This is a genomic window from Streptomyces sp. NPDC012835, from assembly GCF_042900885.1.
Classification (GTDB): domain Bacteria; phylum Actinomycetota; class Actinomycetes; order Streptomycetales; family Streptomycetaceae; genus Streptomyces.
On sequence record NZ_JBIBBW010000002.1, the window covers coordinates 808,037 to 823,997 of the forward strand.

General features: G+C 71.1%; 13 protein-coding genes and 1 tRNA gene. 8 read left to right on the forward strand and 6 right to left on the reverse strand.

Annotated elements, in window-relative coordinates; all coding sequences use genetic code 11:
- The first annotated feature begins 91 nt into the window (after positions 1–91).
- A tRNA-Gly gene (locus ACFY6S_RS11065) sits at positions 92–165 on the forward strand.
- A 100-nt stretch (positions 166–265) separates the two neighbouring features.
- On the opposite strand, the gene ACFY6S_RS11070 is transcribed toward ACFY6S_RS11065, so the two are convergent.
- Positions 266–460, reverse strand: a complete 195-nt coding sequence (locus ACFY6S_RS11070) for a hypothetical protein (protein WP_388825712.1) — start codon at positions 458–460, stop codon at positions 266–268.
- Between the two features lie 478 nt (positions 461–938).
- Between ACFY6S_RS11070 and ACFY6S_RS11075 the strand changes: the two genes are divergently transcribed.
- Together ACFY6S_RS11075 and ACFY6S_RS11080 are read left to right on the forward strand one after the other, a co-directional pair.
- Entirely contained in the window at positions 939–2,096 is a 1,158-nt protein-coding gene (locus tag ACFY6S_RS11075; protein ID WP_388825709.1) for an acyltransferase family protein, read from the forward strand.
- Between the two features lie 359 nt (positions 2,097–2,455).
- The gene (locus tag ACFY6S_RS11080) at positions 2,456–3,712 is read left to right on the forward strand and encodes a cation:proton antiporter (RefSeq protein WP_388825706.1); all 1,257 of its coding nucleotides are present in this window, start codon (positions 2,456–2,458) and stop codon (positions 3,710–3,712) included.
- 170 nt (positions 3,713–3,882) lie between these two features.
- Here ACFY6S_RS11080 and ACFY6S_RS11085 read toward each other — a convergent pair whose 3' ends face one another.
- Complete coding sequence (locus ACFY6S_RS11085) at positions 3,883–5,028, reverse strand: PP2C family protein-serine/threonine phosphatase (RefSeq protein WP_388825703.1); 1,146 nt, start codon at positions 5,026–5,028, stop codon at positions 3,883–3,885.
- Positions 5,029–5,134: 106 nt separating this feature from the next.
- Here ACFY6S_RS11085 and ACFY6S_RS11090 point away from each other — a divergent pair, with 106 nt between their 5' ends.
- The gene (locus tag ACFY6S_RS11090; RefSeq protein ID WP_388825700.1) at positions 5,135–6,388 is read left to right on the forward strand and encodes a GNAT family N-acetyltransferase; all 1,254 of its coding nucleotides are present in this window, start codon (positions 5,135–5,137) and stop codon (positions 6,386–6,388) included.
- 25 nt (positions 6,389–6,413) lie between these two features.
- Here the strand turns inward: ACFY6S_RS11090 and ACFY6S_RS11095 are convergent, their stop codons facing one another.
- Together ACFY6S_RS11095 and ACFY6S_RS11100 are read right to left on the reverse strand one after the other, a co-directional pair.
- Positions 6,414–7,223 (reverse strand): Fpg/Nei family DNA glycosylase, encoded by an 810-nt coding sequence (locus tag ACFY6S_RS11095; protein WP_388825697.1) that lies wholly within the window; start codon positions 7,221–7,223, stop codon positions 6,414–6,416.
- Between the two features lie 84 nt (positions 7,224–7,307).
- Positions 7,308–7,799 carry a ribose-5-phosphate isomerase gene (locus ACFY6S_RS11100; protein WP_388825694.1) on the reverse strand — a complete coding sequence of 164 codons (492 nt, stop codon included), beginning with the start codon at positions 7,797–7,799 and terminating at the stop codon, positions 7,308–7,310.
- A gap of 186 nt (positions 7,800–7,985) precedes the next feature.
- On the opposite strand from ACFY6S_RS11100, the gene ACFY6S_RS11105 reads away from it, so the two are divergent.
- Positions 7,986–9,470: an amino acid permease gene (locus tag ACFY6S_RS11105; protein WP_388825691.1), complete on the forward strand. Its 1,485-nt coding sequence runs from the start codon at positions 7,986–7,988 to the stop codon at positions 9,468–9,470.
- A gap of 100 nt (positions 9,471–9,570) precedes the next feature.
- Here ACFY6S_RS11105 and ACFY6S_RS11110 read toward each other — a convergent pair whose 3' ends face one another.
- Positions 9,571–10,155 (reverse strand): biotin transporter BioY, encoded by a 585-nt coding sequence (locus tag ACFY6S_RS11110; RefSeq protein WP_388825688.1) that lies wholly within the window; start codon positions 10,153–10,155, stop codon positions 9,571–9,573.
- Between the two features lie 212 nt (positions 10,156–10,367).
- Here ACFY6S_RS11110 and ACFY6S_RS11115 point away from each other — a divergent pair, with 212 nt between their 5' ends.
- Positions 10,368–11,009: a superoxide dismutase gene (locus ACFY6S_RS11115; RefSeq protein ID WP_388825685.1), complete on the forward strand. Its 642-nt coding sequence runs from the start codon at positions 10,368–10,370 to the stop codon at positions 11,007–11,009.
- Positions 11,010–11,183: 174 nt separating this feature from the next.
- Here the strand turns inward: ACFY6S_RS11115 and ACFY6S_RS11120 are convergent, their stop codons facing one another.
- Positions 11,184–11,807, reverse strand: a complete 624-nt coding sequence (locus tag ACFY6S_RS11120) for a DsbA family protein (protein ID WP_388825682.1) — start codon at positions 11,805–11,807, stop codon at positions 11,184–11,186.
- 177 nt (positions 11,808–11,984) lie between these two features.
- Between ACFY6S_RS11120 and pepN the strand changes: the two genes are divergently transcribed.
- Positions 11,985–14,576, forward strand: a complete 2,592-nt coding sequence (pepN, locus tag ACFY6S_RS11125; RefSeq protein WP_388825679.1) for an aminopeptidase N — start codon at positions 11,985–11,987, stop codon at positions 14,574–14,576.
- A gap of 155 nt (positions 14,577–14,731) precedes the next feature.
- Complete coding sequence (locus tag ACFY6S_RS11130) at positions 14,732–15,853, forward strand: hypothetical protein (protein ID WP_388825676.1); 1,122 nt, start codon at positions 14,732–14,734, stop codon at positions 15,851–15,853.
- The last annotated feature ends 108 nt before the right edge of the window (positions 15,854–15,961 follow it).

Sequence of the window (15,961 nt, forward strand, 5' to 3'; positions counted from 1 at the left end):
TCGACCGGCGCTTTGCGGGTGTGCGCCGAACGGCGGGGACCCGCTACGATGTTGTCCGTGCCGCACTCACGTGAGTCGCGGCGCGCTCTGTGCGGGCGTAGCTCAATGGTAGAGCCCTAGTCTTCCAAACTAGCTACGCGGGTTCGATTCCCGTCGCCCGCTCCACGGCCCGCGGCCCGTCTCGTCGGAATTCCCCCACGAGACGGGCCGCGGTCGTTTTCCGGCCCGCCCGCCGGATCGGGCGCCCCTCGCATCGGGCCGCCGGTCAGAAGCTGATCTGGTTGATGGTCTCGGCTATCGAGTTGAGGAACTTGTTCACCGACGGCGCGATGTTGGTGGAGGCGAGGAAGAAGCCGAAGAGGATCGCGACGATCGCCGGCCCCGCCTTGATCGAGCCCCCGCGGATCAGCACGACGAGAATGATCGCCAACAGAAGCACCACAGACAGTGAGATGGCCACTACTGATCACACCCTCGGTCGGTCCGCCTAGCCCAGCCAGCGGGAGAGGCACCGGAGGGTACGGCGTCGTGCACCCCGGCGTTCCCGCTCGGACCATCGTGCCATCAACCTCCGTGCGGGTGTGGCCCCGTGGCGATTCCTCGCCGTCGGATTCACGCCAATCGCGCCCCCGGCGCGCCGGGGCGGGTACGGCACGCACGGGGCCCCGGGACGGAACCGCCACATCACCGCTGACGCGAATTCGATCGAGCCGCTCCTTTGTGCGCACAGCTTATTCACGAGCCATTCCGGTGAGCACCACAGAATGACCGCCAATGAATTTACGGAGAGTTGCAGCACAGGGCAAGGCTGAGCGATATGCCCCATTTAAAACCGATTAATTGGTGCATATCGCCTGGTTGTCGACGGTTTCAGTTGCGAATGCGCCACGCGGTCGACGTGTTTTACGAATTACCCGGGACGCGGTTAGCGTGTGGTGATGCCCCAGGCGCCGAATGGATATGCGAGGCCCTCGGTCGATCAGGCGGGGACGCCTGAACCGACCACCGGAACCACCCCTGTGGCGGTGGCCGACACACCGGCACCGACCCGGCGGCCACCGGCCACGTCGACGGCGGAGCACCCCGTCGTGTCGACCAAGCGGGACGCGTTCTTCGACAACGCCAAGTTCCTGGCGATCGTCCTGGTGGCGGTGGCGCACGCCTGGGAGCCGGTCATGGCCGGCAGCCGCGCCACGAAGGCGCTCTACCTGCTGGTCTACGCGTTCCACATGCCGGCTTTCATCGTCATCTCCGGCTACTTCTCCCGGAGCTTCGCCGCCAAGCCGCGTCAGCTCCAGCGGCTGCTCACCGGAATCGCCGTACCGTACGTGGTCTTCGAGGTGGCGTACTCCCTCTTCAAGCGGTACGCGGACCACACCCCCGACCATCCGATCAGCCTGCTCGACCCCTGGTATCTCACCTGGTTCCTGGCCGCGTTGTTCATCTGGCGGCTGACCACGCCGCTCTGGCTCACGCTGCGCCATCCGCTGCCGGTCGCGCTCGTCGTCGCGGCGCTGGCCTCGCTCACCCCGAACATCGGCGAGGATCTCGGGCTCCAGCGCGTGCTCCAGTTCGCGCCGTACTTCGTGCTGGGGCTGTGTCTGCGGCCCGAGCACTTCCAGCTCGTCCGGCGGCGCGAGGTGCGGCTGCTGGCGGTGCCGGTGCTCGCCGGCGCGGCGGTGTTCGCGTACTGGGCGGCGACCCGTATGCGTACCGCCTGGCTCTACCACAACACCAGCGCGCAGGAACTGAACGCCCCCTGGTGGGTGGGGCCCGTGATGTCCTTCGCGCTGTTCGGCTGCTCGCTGCTGCTGACCGGCGCGTTCCTGTCCTGGGTGCCGAGCCGGCGGACGTGGTTCACGGCGCTGGGCGCGGGCACGATCTGCGGCTATCTGATGCACGGCTTCGTGATCAAGGGAGCCGTGTACGCGGGACTGTTCGACGACCACTCGTGGCTGCTGAGCCCCACCGGAAGGATCGTGGTGACGGTCGCGGCCGCTCTCGCGGTGACGGCGCTGTGTACCGCTCCGGTGCGGCGGCTGCTTCGGTGCGTCACCGAGCCCGAGATGACCTGGGCGTTCCGCCGCACCGGATAGCCGGGAGCGGACAGCCGGTGACCGGGCGACCGGTGATCGGACCACCGGGGCACCCCCTGCTCCGTACATGACACATACACCCCCTCAGCGCCCCTCGCCGAGCACCTCCCGGCCGAGGGGCGCCCGTATGCCTCCAGAGGGTCCGTCACCTCCGTGACCCATGTCTCAGCGGGGCGCAACCAGCCGCGCGCGAAAGGTCGTTGAGACCCCCCGGACCTGGGGCGGAGCGCACGCCGGGAGCGAATCTGACAGTTACTCAGTAAACCATTTGGTAAACTAATTACTGACGATTTCTTGACGCTCCTTTGACTCGATGATGGAGGAACGATCCCATCGGACACGCAGAGACCCTCATAGCGATGGGCGGCGCTTTCCTCGCCGCCGCCGTGCTCGCCCGTCTGGGGAGCCGTATCGGGCTGCCCACTATTCCCCTGTTCACCCTGGCCGGGATCCTCCTCGGCCCGCACACCCCCGGCATCGTGCTGGTCAAGGACCCGCACGAGCTGGAGATGCTCTCCGCCCTCGGCCTCGTCCTGCTGCTCTTCTACCTGGGCCTGGAATTCCACCTGGACGACCTCAAGGAGGGCGGCCGGAAGATGGCCCTCGCCGGGGGCGCTTACCTGCTGCTGAACGTGGGCGCGGGTCTCGGCTTCGGGTTCGCGATGGGGTGGGGTACGTCGGAGGCGCTGGTCCTGGCCGGTGTGCTCGGCATCTCCTCGTCCGCGATCGTCACCAAGGTCCTGGTCGACATGGGACGGATCGGCAATCCGGAGACCAAGCCGATCCTCGGGATCATCGTCGTCGAGGACATCTTCCTGGCGCTCTACCTCGCCGCTCTCCAGCCGATCCTGTCCGGTGCGGACAGCACCCGGGCCGCGCTCGTGGACGGCGGGAAGGCGTTCGGCTTCCTGCTGCTGCTGGCGCTCGCCGCCCGGTTCGGCACGAAGGTGATCAGCCGGTTCATCAACACCAGGGACGACGAGCTGCTCGTCATCTCCTTCCTCGGTGCGGCGGTGCTGGTGGCCGGCATCTCCGAGTGGTTCGGCGTGGCCGACGCCATCGGCGCGTTCATGGTCGGTCTGATGCTCGGCGCGACGACCTCGGGCGACCGGATCAGGGAACTCGTCCATCCGCTGCGGGACGCGTTCGGCGCGATCTTCTTCTTCTCCTTCGGCCTGTCGATCAACCCCGGCGATCTGCCGTCGGTGGTCTGGCCCGTGCTCATCGCCGTCGCGCTGACGGTGGTGATGAACGTCGGGGCCGGTCTGGCGGCTGCCAGGATCTTCGGCTTCGGCGCGGGGCCGGCGGCCAACATCTCGACCACGCTGCTGGCGCGCGGTGAGTTCGCGCTGATCCTCGCGACGATGGCGGCGGGAGCGGGGCTGGACAGCAGGCTCGCCCCCTTCATCGCCGGATACGTCCTGGTCCTCGCGGTGCTCGGGCCGCTCGCGGCCGGCCGGTCGCACTGGCTGGCCCGGATCCTCCCGGGCGGCCGGGCCAAGGGCGGCGACGGTGGTGGTGCCGGTGATGACGCGGACGGCCCCGAGGGGGACGGCGCCGGGTCCGCCGGCGGCGAGGACACCAGGAAGAGCACGGAGGCGTCCGTGACGAGCTGACTCCCGATGCTCTTACCCCGCACCCGCCGCGCCCGTCCCCGTAACCGTCCCTCCGCCCGCGGACTCCCGTACCGCCAACCCGCACCCCGCCCCGTCGGCCGCCCCGGCCGCCGGGGCGGCCGACGGGGCGGGGTGCGTCCACGGCCGCGTCGGGGGCGCGGACGGCCCGTTCAGGCTTCGCGGCAGATGAGCAGCAGCGCCCGGTCGTCGTTGACATCCTTGGCCACCGCCTCGATCAGATGCCAGGCCGCGCCCTCGAAGCCGGGCACCACATAGCGGTCCGCCTCGCCGGTGAGCCGGTCGATGCCCTCCGAGATGTCCCGCCCCGGCGCCTCGACCAGACCGTCGGTGAAGAGCATCAGCACGTCACCGGGGCGCAGCGTGCCCTTCGCCGGGTCGAACTCGGCCCCGTCGTAGACCCCGAGCAGCGGGCCCTCCCCCGACTTCTCCTCCCAGCGGCCGCTGCCCGCGTGCAGCTGGAGCGCCGGCAGATGGCCCGCCGAGAGCAGCTCGTAGTCGCCGGATTCGAGGTCGAGCACGAGATGGATGGAGGTGGCGAACCCCTCGTCCCAGTCCTGCCGGAGCAGATAGCCGTTGGCCGCCGGCAGGAAGCCGTGCGGCGGGAGCGAGCCGAGGAGTCCGCCGAAGGCGCCGGACAGCAGCAGCGCCCGGGAGCCCGCGTCCATGCCCTTGCCGGAGACATCGGTGAGGACGACCTCCAGGGAGCGTCCGCCGTTGGTCCGCGCGGCCACCACGAAGTCGCCGGAGAAGGACTGGCCGCCGGCCGGGCGCAGCGCCATCTCGTGGTGCCAGCCCTTGGGCAGCAGCGGCAGGGCGCTCTGGACGCGGATGCGTTCCCGCAGGTCGAAGAGCATGGTGCCGCCGCGTCGCCAGGGCACCCCGACCCGGGCCCTGAACTGGGCGATCAGCAGTCCGAAGAGGCCGCAGGCGGCGACCACGAGCACTGTGCCGGGGGTGACCCTGGCGGGGCCCTCCGGGTAGGGGCCGAGGACCATGGACTCGATGATCAGGGCGGCGGCCGCTGCGGCGTACAGGCCGAGCAGGCTGGCGGGTCGCAGGACCAGTCCGCCGGCCACGATCGGCAGGACGAGCGCCGAGGGCGCGAACCAGACGGGGACCGCGATGGTGGCGAGGGCGATGGCCGGGACGGTGAGCATCAGGCCGACGAGCGCGATCCAGTCGGAGCCGTCGCCCCTGAAGTAGTCGACGCCGGATTTGCGCACGCCGGTGCGGACCCGGTGCAGCTTCTTGCGCATCCGGGCCGAGTAGGAATCCGCTCGCGCGACGCCGGCCATTGTTGTGGACCCTATCGATCCACCGGCCCGGCGTGCAGGGGGACCCCTGTGACATTGCGTTCGAAATGGGGTCGCCCCGTTGTCGTACCCCTGGTACTGATGGCATATGACTATGGAAATGCGAGTGCTGCGCCCGGCCGAATGGGACCGCTGGTTCGACGCGTTGGAGCTGGCGTTCGGCGGCGTGCCGGAGACCGGCGCGGAGCGGGCGCTGTGGCGGGACCTGACGGAGTGCGGGCGGTCCCTCGGCGTCTGGGACGGCGAGGAGTGCGTCGGTACGGCCGGCGCCTTCAGTTTCCGGCTCTCGGTGCCCGGCGGCGCGCTGGTGCCGACGGCGGGCGTGACGATGGTGAGTGTGGCACCGACCTACCGGCGGCGCGGGGTGCTGACGTCGATGATGCGGCGCCAGCTCGACGATGTCCGTTCGTGGGGCGAGCCGCTCGCCGTGTTGACGGCGTCCGAGCCGGAGATCTACGGGCGGTTCGGGTACGGCGTCGCGGCCCAGCAGCTCACGGCGCGGATCGACACCGCGCGGGTGCGCATCCCGTCGTCCGCTGGCCCGGCCGCGGCCGACGGGTCCCACGACGTACGGCTGCGCCGGGTGAAGCCGGACGACCCGGCCGTGCGGGACGCGTGCGAGGCCGTCTACGCCGCACAGGTCGCGGGGCGGCCGGGGATGCCGGCCCGGCAGCCCGGCTGGGAGCGGCTGCCCGTCCTCGACGGCGAGCAGGCCAAGGACGGCGCTTCACCGCTCCAGTGCGTGCTGGCGGAGCGGCACGGCGAGGTGGTCGGTTTCACGCTGTACCGCAACAAGCCCGAGTGGGACATGGCGGGGCCGAAGGGCACGGTCGTGCTGCGGGACCTGTACGCGCGGGACCCGGCGGCGTATGTCGCGCTCTGGCGCTTCCTCTTCTCGATCGATCTGACGTCGTCCGTCCTGGCGGAGAACCGGCCCCCGGACGACCCGTTCCAGTATCTGGTCTCGGATGTGCGCAGGTGCGCGCTGCGGCTGCGGGACTCGCTGTATCTGCGGCCGGTGGAGGTGGGCGCCGCGCTGGAGGCCCGTACGTACCGGGCCCCGGTGGATGTGGTCCTCGGCGTCGAGGACGCCTTCTGCCCGTGGAACGAGGGGACGTGGCGGCTCAGCGGCGACGGCAAGGGCGCGTCCTGCGAGCGGACCGGCGACCAGCCCGATCTGATGCTCGGCGCACGGGAGTTGGGCGCCGTCTATCTGGGCGGGACCTCGCTGGCCGCGCTGGCGCGCGCCGGGCGGGTGCGCGAGGTGCGGACCGGTGCGCTGGAGGAGGCGTCCACGGCCTTCGGGTCCGATGTCGCGCCGTGGCTGCCGCACGGGTTCTGACGCGCGGGCTGCCGGTCACGCGGTCTCAGCGCGCTTGGCAGCCGGGACACCAGAAGAGGTTGCGGGCGGCGAGGGGCGCGGTGCGGATCTCGCCGCCGCACAGCAGGCAGGCCATCCGCGCCCGGCGGTAGACGTAGACCTCGCCGCCGTGGTCGTCCACGCGCGGCGGGCGGCCCATCGCCTCGGGGGTGTGTTCGGGGCGGACGGTGTCGATGCGGTTGTTCCGTACCCCCTCGCGCATCAGTGCCACCAGATCCGCCCAGATCGCGTCCCATTCGGCGCGGGTGAGGTCCCGGCCCGTGCGGTACGGGTCGATGCCGTGCCGGAAGAGGACCTCGGCGCGGTAGACGTTGCCGACGCCCGCGATGACCTTCTGGTCCATGAGCAGGGCGGCGACGGTCGTACGGGAGCGGGAGACGCGGGCCCACGCCCGCTCTCCGTCGTCACCGGGCCGCAGCGGGTCGGGGCCGAGCCGGTCGTGTATGGCCCGCTTCTCCGGGTCGGTGATGAGCGCGCAGGTGGTGGGGCCGCGCAGGTCCATGTGCGCGGCCGGGGAGACGAGCCGCAGCCGGACGGTGTCGGTGGGCGGCGGGGCGGGTGCCCCGCCGAAGCCGACCTTGCCGAACAGACCGAGGTGGACATGGACCCAGCCCGCGTCGCCGAAGCCCAGGAAGAGGTGTTTGCCGTGGGCCTCGGCGCTGTCGAGGGTCCGTCCGTCGAGCAGGGCCGCGCTGTCGGAGAACTTGCCCTGCGGGCTGCTGACCCGGACGGGCCGGCCGCCGAAGCGGGCGAGGTGGTCCTCGGCGAGGCGGTGGATCGTATGCCCCTCGGGCACGGGGTCCTGCCTTTCTGACGTGCGTCCGGACACGGCTGTGCCGCCCGGCGGCGGTGCGGGCCGGCGCCGGGCGGCACGGAGGCGTCAGTTCTCCGGCTGGGGGTGGTGGGCCGGTACGGGCGGCAGCTCGTGGGTGGTCTCGTACGCGTCGAGCATCGCGATGCGGCGCGCGTGGCGCTCCTCGCCCGAGTAGGGCGTGGCGAGGAAGATCTCGACGAACTTGGTCGCCTCTTCCCTGGTGTGCATCCGGCCGCCGACCGAGATGACGTTCGCGTCGTTGTGCTCGCGGCCCAGCGCCGCCGTCTGCTCGCTCCAGGCGAGTACGGCCCGTACGCCCCTGACCTTGTTCGCGGCGATCTGCTCGCCGTTGCCGGAGCCGCCGATCACGACGCCGAGGGCGTCCGGGTCCGCGGCCGTGCGCTCGGCGGCGCGCAGGCAGAACGGCGGATAGTCGTCCTGGGCGTCGTAGATGTGGGGTCCACAGTCGACGGGGTCGTGGCCGTGGGCCGTGAGCCACTCGACGAGGTGGTTCTTGAGTTCGTAGCCGGCATGGTCGGAACCGAGGTACACGCGCATGGTGCGAAGTGTGGCACGCGGGGTGTGGCGGACGCCCCGTCGGGTAGCGGTGTGCCAGGTCAACCCGCCACCGCGGCGCAATGCTCCGGGCAAAGATACGGAATTGCCACTTCCGTCATCCGGGGGTCGGGCGCTTAAATGCCGGGACTCGTCATTCGAGTGGACCGTAGACGTAAGGACTGACGCATGAGCTCCCTGCCGTCCCCCACGAAGGAAGGCGGGATTCCCGGCCGGCCCGGGAATCCACAGCACTCCTCCGACGGCCTGCAAGCCGGTCTCAAGAACCGTCACCTGTCGATGATCGCGATCGGCGGGGTCATCGGCGCCGGTCTGTTCGTCGGCTCCGCCTCCGGGATCGCCGCCGCGGGCCCCGCCATCCTCCTCTCGTACGCGCTGGTCGGCCTGATGGTCGTACTCGTCATGCGCATGCTGGGCGAGATGGCCGCGGCGCGGCCCAGCTCCGGTTCCTTCTCCGCCTACGCCGACCAGGCGCTGGGCCGCTGGGCCGGGTTCTCGATCGGCTGGCTCTACTGGTTCTTCTGGGTGGTGGTGCTCGCGGTCGAGGCGACGGCGGGCGCGCAGATCCTGGAGGGCTGGATTCCGGCCGTACCGCAGTGGGCGTGGGCGCTGATCGTGATGATCGTGCTGACGGCGACCAATCTGGTGTCCGTCTCCTCGTTCGGCGAGTTCGAGTTCTGGTTCGCCGGGATCAAGGTGGTGGCGATCGGCGGATTCGTCCTCATCGGGCTGCTGGCCGTCTTCGGTGTCCTGCCGGGCTCCGACAACCCCGGCGCCGGCTTCGGGCATCTCACGGACGCGGGCGGGTTCTTCCCCAAGGGGCCCGGCGCGATCCTCACCGGTGTGCTGATGGTCGTCTTCTCCTTCATGGGCAGCGAGATCGTCACTCTCGCCGCCGGTGAGTCGTCCAACCCGCAGCGGGCCGTCGCCAAGGCCACCAACAGCGTGATCTGGCGCATCGCCGTCTTCTACCTGGGCTCGGTCCTCGTCGTCCTGACGCTGCTCCCCTGGAACGACCCGTCGATCACCAAGGACGGCTCGTACGTCGCGGCGCTGAACTCGATCGGCATCCCGCACGCCGGGCAGGTCATGAACGTCATCGTGCTGACGGCCGTGCTGTCCTGTCTGAACTCCGGTCTCTACACGGCGTCCCGGATGGCCTTCTCGCTCGGCGAGCGCGGGGACGCGCCCAGCGCCTTCGGCCGGGTGACCCGGCGGGGTGTGCCGCAGGCGGCCATCCTGTCGTCCGTCCTCTTCGGCTTCGTGGCCGTCTTCTTCAACTACCAGTGGCCCGACACGGTCTTCGCGTTCCTGCTGAACTCGTCGGGCGCGGTGGCCCTCTTCGTCTGGCTGGTCATCTGCTTCACCCAGCTGCGGATGCGCGGGATCATCCTGCGCGAGTCGCCGGAGAAGCTGGTCGTGCGGATGTGGCTGTTCCCGTATCTGACCTGGGCGACGATCGCGATGATCTCCTTCGTCCTGGTCTACATGCTCACCGACGAGGCGGCCCGCGAGCAGGTGCTGCTGTCCCTGCTGGTGGCGGCGCTCGTCGTGGCGGTCGCCCTGGTGCGGGACTTCCGCGGGCGCAAGGCGGCGGCCCCGGCGCCGGCCCCGGCCGCCGAGCCGGAGGCGGACGAGGTCGTCAAGGGCTGACGGCACCCGTCGCACGACGCCAAGAGGCTCCGTCCCCACGCACGGCGAGTGGGGGACGGAGCCTCTTCAGTACGGGTACGGCCGGGTGCCGCGCCGCCGGTCAGCCCCGGCGGCCGAGGAGCTTCCAGGCGGTGGGCAGCGCGCCCATGGCGAGGGCCGCCTTGAGCGCGTCGCCGAGCAGGAAGGGCACCAGCCCGGCGGCCACGGCGGCGCTCAGCGACATGCCGGTGGACAGCGCCAGGTAGGGGACGCCGACGGCGTAGACGACCGCCGAGCCGAGCACCATCGTGCCCGCCGTACGCAGTACGGAGCGGTCGCCGCCCCGGCGGGCCAGCGCCCCGACCACGGTGCCGGCCAGCAGCATGCCGAGGACATAGCCGAAGGAGGCGCCGCCAGGGCCGGAGGACGCGCCGGCGAACCACGGCATCCCGGCCATCCCGACCAGCGTGTACAGCGCGAGCGAGAGGAAGCCGCGGCGGGCGCCCAGACCGGCGCCGATCAGCAGCGCGGCGAAGGTCTGGCCGGTGACCGGGACCGGGGAGCCGGGGACCGGGACGGCGATCTGCGCCGCCACCCCGGTGAGCGCCGCGCCACCGAGGATCAGGGTGATGTCGCGGGTGCGGGTGGCGGGGAGGAGATCGGCGAGGACCGCTCCGGTACGGGGTGCTGCGGCAGCAGTGCTCATGGGGACTCCGCGGTCGTCTGGGCGTTCGGGACAGCTCGACGTTAGCCCAGCCGCCCCCGGGCCAACACCGTCAGACGCCGACAAAGCGGTGGTCGGAGCGTTGTCGGGGATGCCACAAGCGGCCGGGCGCGCGCCGGGCGCACCGCCCGCCGTGTTGCTGCTAGCGTGCAGTTGCATAAGATGTGCAATAAGAGGCCGGAGGGCTCGGACACATGGCCATGTACACGCTCCCTGAACTTCCCTACGACTACGCGGCGCTCGAACCCGTCATCAATCCGCAGATCATCGAGCTGCACCACGACAAGCACCACGCGGCGTACGTCAAGGGCGCCAACGACACCCTCGAACAGCTCGCGGAGGCGCGGGAGAAGGACGCGTGGGGAGCCGTCAACGGGCTGGAGAAGAACCTCGCGTTCCATCTCTCCGGCCACATCCTGCACTCGATCTACTGGCACAACATGACCGGCGACGGCGGCGGCGAGCCCCTCGCGGCGGACGGTGTCGGTGAGCTGGCGGACGCCATCGCCGCGTCCTTCGGTTCGTTCGCCGGCTTCAAGGCGCAGCTGACCAAGGCCGCCGCGACCACCCAGGGCTCGGGCTGGGGCGTGCTCGCGTACGAACCGGTCAGCGCCCGGCTGATCGTCGAGCAGGTCTACGACCACCAGGGCAATGTCGGCCAGGGGTCGGTGCCGATCCTGGTCTTCGACGCCTGGGAGCACGCCTTCTACCTCCAGTACAAGAACCAGAAGGTCGACTTCATCGAGGCGATGTGGAAGGTCGTGAACTGGCAGGACGTGGCGAAGCGGTACGCGTCCGCCAAGGAGCGCGCCAACAATCTGCTGCTGGTGCCGTGAGGCCGTAGGGCCTGTCGTGCCGCACAGCGGCCCCAGGACGTCCTGCTCGTGATCGTCTTCTCAACCTTCACCGGCGGACGGAACAACGGGAGACCCCCGCGAGGACATGACTCGCGGGGGTCTCCCCATGCGCCGGGCGGGCGCCGGCCGGTCGTGGGGCCGGCCGATCGCGCGTCAGTCGAAGCTGGGCGCCGCCGTACGGGTCCGCTTGATCTCGTAGAAGCCGGGGATCGACGCCACCATCAGGGTGCCGTCCCAGAGCTTCGCGGCCTCCTCGCCCTTGGGCGCCGGGGTGACGACCGGGCCGAAGAAGGCGATCTGCCCGCCGTCCGCCCCCGGGACGGCGATGACCGGCGTGCCGACCTCCTGGCCGACCTTGTCGATGCCCTCCTTGTGGGAGGCGCGCACCTCGGCGTCGTACGTGTCGGAATCGGCGTACTCGATCAGGTCGGCCGGCAGCCCGGCGTCCGCCAGGGCGCCGGCGATCGCCTCGCGGGTCGCGCCCAGCCCCTGGTCGTGGAAGCGGGTGCCGAGCGCGGTGTACAGCTCGCCGACGACCTCGTCGCCGTGCTTCTGCTGGGCCGCGGTCACCACCCGTACCGGAGCCCACGCCTTCGCGAGGTTGTCGCGGTAGTCCTGCGGAATGTCCTTGTCCTCGTTGAGGACCGCCAGGCTCATCACATGCCAGCGGACCTCGATGTCACGGACCTTCTCCACTTCGAGGACCCAGCGCGAGGTCATCCAGGCCCAGGGGCAGAGCGGGTCGAACCAGAAGTCGACGGGGGTCTTCTCGGACATGTCTCTCCTCAGCAGAGCCGCGCCCCTCATCAGGGTCGCGGAAGCAGCGCTCCGAACACCTCACGTGGGAAACACCGCACGCCGCCGTGGACATTCCCGCGCATCGGGCCCGGCGGCCCGTGCGAGGATCGTTTTACGTTCGAACGAGCCGCGTGAGCGAGCCGAGAAGGAGTGACCGTGCCCGGTGAGAACCTGTCCCGTGACGAGGCCCGTGAGCGGGCCCGCCTGCTGTCCGTAGACGGGTACGAGGTCTTCCTCGACCTGCGTTCGGCGGTCGGCGAGGCGCCGGGCGACGGGCCCCGGACGTTCCGTTCGGTGACGACGGTCAGGTTCCGCTGCGCGGACCCGGGCGCGGCCACCTTCGCCGATCTGATCGCGCCGGGAGTGACCGCCGTGACGCTGAACGGGGCCGATCTCGACCCGGCCGCCGTCTTCGACGGCTCGCGTGTCGCGCTGGAGGAGCTGCGCGCGGAGAACGTCCTGGTCGTGGACGCGCAGTGCGCCTACAGCCGGACCGGCGAGGGCATGCACCGTTTCGTCGACCCGGAGGACGGCGAGGTCTACCTCTACACGCAGTACGAGCCGGCCGACGCCCGCCGGGTCTTCGCCAACTTCGAGCAGCCGGACCTGAAGGCCCCCTACCGCTTCGAGGTGAGCGCGCCCGAGGGCTGGACGGTGTGGAGCAACGGCGTGGGGACCCGGACCGACGACGGATGGCGGTTCGCGGAGACGAAGCCGATCTCGACGTACATCACGGCCGTGGTCGCCGGCCCCTACCACTACGTGACCGACTCCTACCGCCGTACATTCGAGGACGGCACGGTCCTGGAGATCCCGCTCGGCGCGATGTGCCGCAAGGGGCTGGCCCGGCACTTCGACGCGGACGACATCTTCCGGACCACCAAGCAGGGGCTGGACTTCTTCCACGACCACTTCGACTACCCGTACCCCTTCGGGAAGTACGACCAGGCGTTCGTACCCGAGTACAACCTCGGCGCGATGGAGAACCCCGGTCTGGTGACCTTCCGCGAGGAGTACGTCTACCGGGGCCAGGTCACGCGGGCCGCGTACGAGCGCCGGGCGAACACGCTCCTGCACGAGATGGCGCACATGTGGTTCGGCGACCTGGTCACCATGGAGTGGTGGGACGACCTGTGGCTGAAGGAGTCCTTCGCGGACTTCATGGGGGTCTTCGCGCTCGCGGAGGCGACGCGCTTCACCGACGCCTGGACCACCTTCGCCAACAACCGCAAGTCCTGGGCGTACCGCGCCGACCAGCTGCCGTCCACCCACCCCATCACGGCCGACATCCGTGACCTGGAGGACGCCAAGCTGAACTTCGACGGCATCACGTACGCCAAGGGCGCCTCGGTGCTCAAGCAACTGGTCGCGTACGTCGGCCGGGACGCGTTCCTGGCGGGCGCCCGCAGCTACTTCAAGCGCAACGCGTACGGGAACACCCGGCTGGGGGACCTGCTCTCCGTGCTGGAGGAGACCTCCGGGCGCGATCTGACGGCCTGGTCGCGCTCCTGGCTGGAGACCGCCGGCCTCAACTCGCTGACGCCGCAGGTCATGTACGACGCGGACGGCCACGTCACCGAGCTGGCCGTGATCCAGGAGGCCGCCGCCTCCCATCCGACGCTCCGGCCGCACCGGGTGGCCGTCGGCCTCTACCGGCGGCTGCCCGACGGCGGTCTGGAGCGGTTCGCGCGCGCCGAGACGGACGTCGAGGGGCCGCGTACGGTCGTCAAGGAGCTGACCGGGGCCGAGCGTCCCGATCTCGTGCTCGTCAACGACGACGACCTGACGTACTGCAAGATCCGCTTCGACCCGGCGTCGCTGGACACCCTGCGCGAGCGTCTCGGCGATCTCTCCGACCCGTTGGCCCGCGCGCTGTGCTGGTCGGCGATGTGGAACCTCACCCGGGACGCGCTCATGCCGGCCAGGGACTTCGTCGCGCTCGTCCTCACCCACGCGGGCCGCGAGAGCGACATCGGCGTCCTCCAGATGCTGCACGCGTGGGTCCGCTCGGCGCTCACCCACTACGCGGCGCCCGACTGGCGCGAGGAGGGCGGCCGGCTGCTGGCCGAGGGCGCGCTGCGCGAGCTGCGGTACGCGGAGCCCGGCAGCCAGCACCAGCTGACCTGGGCCCGCTTCTTCGCCGCGGTGGCGACCTCGGACGCGGACTTCCAGCTGCTGGGCGGGCTGCTGGACGGGACGGCGAGGATCGACGGACTGGCCGTCGACCAGGAGCTGCGCTGGGCCTTCCTGGAGCCGCTGGCGGCGCGCGGGCTGGCCGACGAGAGCGTCATCGCCGCCGAACTGGCCCGGGACGACACCGCGTCGGGCAAGCGCCACGAGGTGCGCTGCATGGCGGCCAGGCCGTCGGCCGCGGTCAAGGCGCAGGTGTGGGCGCAGGTCGTCGAGTCGGACGCGCTGTCGAACGCGCTGGTCGGCGCGGCCATCGGGGGCTTCGTCCAGCCGAGCCAGCGTGAACTGATCGCCCCGTACGCCGGCTTGTACTTCGAGGCGATCGAACGGGTGTGGTCGGAGCGCTCGATCCAGATCGGCATCGATGTGGTGCGCGGTCTGTTCCCGGGGCTCCAGGACGGCCGCGGTCCGCTGGAGGCGGCCGAGAGCTGGCTCGAAGGCCACCGGAACGCGGCGCCCGCGCTGCGCCGGCTGGTGCTGGAGGCGGCCGACGACCTGGCGCGGGGCCTGCGGGGACAGGAGTGCGACGCGGCGAGCCGTCAGGCCCTGTCCGGGTGAGCTTCGCCGGGCCCGTCCGGGCCCGGGCGTCTTGCGAAAGACGGGCTGTGTGATCGGCAGTCGAACGCCCTTACTTTAGTACGAGCTTGTCCGGTTTTGTCGATGAATCGGTTACGAGGGTTGAGGAGTGGTGGAGGTGGGGCAGATCCCGGGGCATGAAGAACAACACCCCGGTCTCCCTCCGCCCCCTCGGCCTCCCGCTCCCCCTCAGCCGTCTCTCCGACGACGCGAGCGGCCGGGTGCTCTCGCTCGCGCAGCTGCGCGCCTACGGTGTCCCGGCCGGCCGGGCGGCCGCCCTGTGCCGGCCCGGCGGCTCCTGGCAGCATCTGCTGCCCGGTGTCTATCTGCTGCACACGGGGACCCCGACCGCCGAGGAGCGGCTGCGCGGGGTGCTGCTGTACGCGGGGGGGCCGGGAGCGGCGAGCGGCCGGGACGTCCCGGCGCAGCCCGGTCCGCGCCCCTGCGCCGACGCGCCGAAGGGCGGGGGCCGGGTGCCGTCGGCCGCGTACGGCTCGTCGATGATCACGGGGCTGGCCGCGCTGGCGCTGCACGGCTTCACCGAGTCCGCTCCCCCGCCGGTCTCGGCTGAGCGGATCGACGTACTCGTACCGCGTACCCGGCGGCTGCGGTCGGCGGGGTACGCCCGGCTGATCCGCGCCCACGCGCTGCCCCGGCCCGAGCTGATCGGTGATCTGCCGGTGGCGCCCGTCGCGCGCGCGGTGGCGGACGCGGTGGCGCATCTGTCCGACGCGGCCTCGGTGGTGGCGCTGCTGACCGAGGCGGTACGGGACGGCCACTGCGAACCGGCGGTGGTGGTGCGGGAGTTGAACCAGTCGGGGCTGCTGGTGCGCCAGTACGTGGTCGACGCGGTGGACGCGCTGCTCGCGGAGGGCCGCGGCCTGGCCGAGGGGCGGCTGTACGAGCTGGTGCGGGCGTACGGTCTGGCGGAGCCTCTGTGGAACGTGGAACTGCGGCTGCCCGACGGACCGCGGCTGGGCGCGGTGGACGCCTACTGGCCGGAGCGGTCGGTGGCGGTCGAGCTGGACACCCGCGCGCCCCGGCAGTCCGGCCGCTGGAACGAGGCGGAGGACGACGAGCAGTGGTCGGCCGCCGTGCGCAAGCGCGAGCATCTGGAGCGGCTGGGCATCACGGTCGTGCATCTGACCCCGAGGAAGCTGCGGGAGTCGCTCGAACAGCAGGCGACGGTGGTGCGCACCGCGCTCCTGGCGGCGGACGACCGCGATCCGGCGGCGCGCGTGGTGGTCCTGCCGAGATGACCCGGCGCGGGGGTGCGGGGCGCGGGCGGCGGCGCTCGGACACACCCCGCACCCCGGCACCCCCGCACCCCGGCACCTGAGCGCCGGTCAGCCGATCAGCCGGTCAGC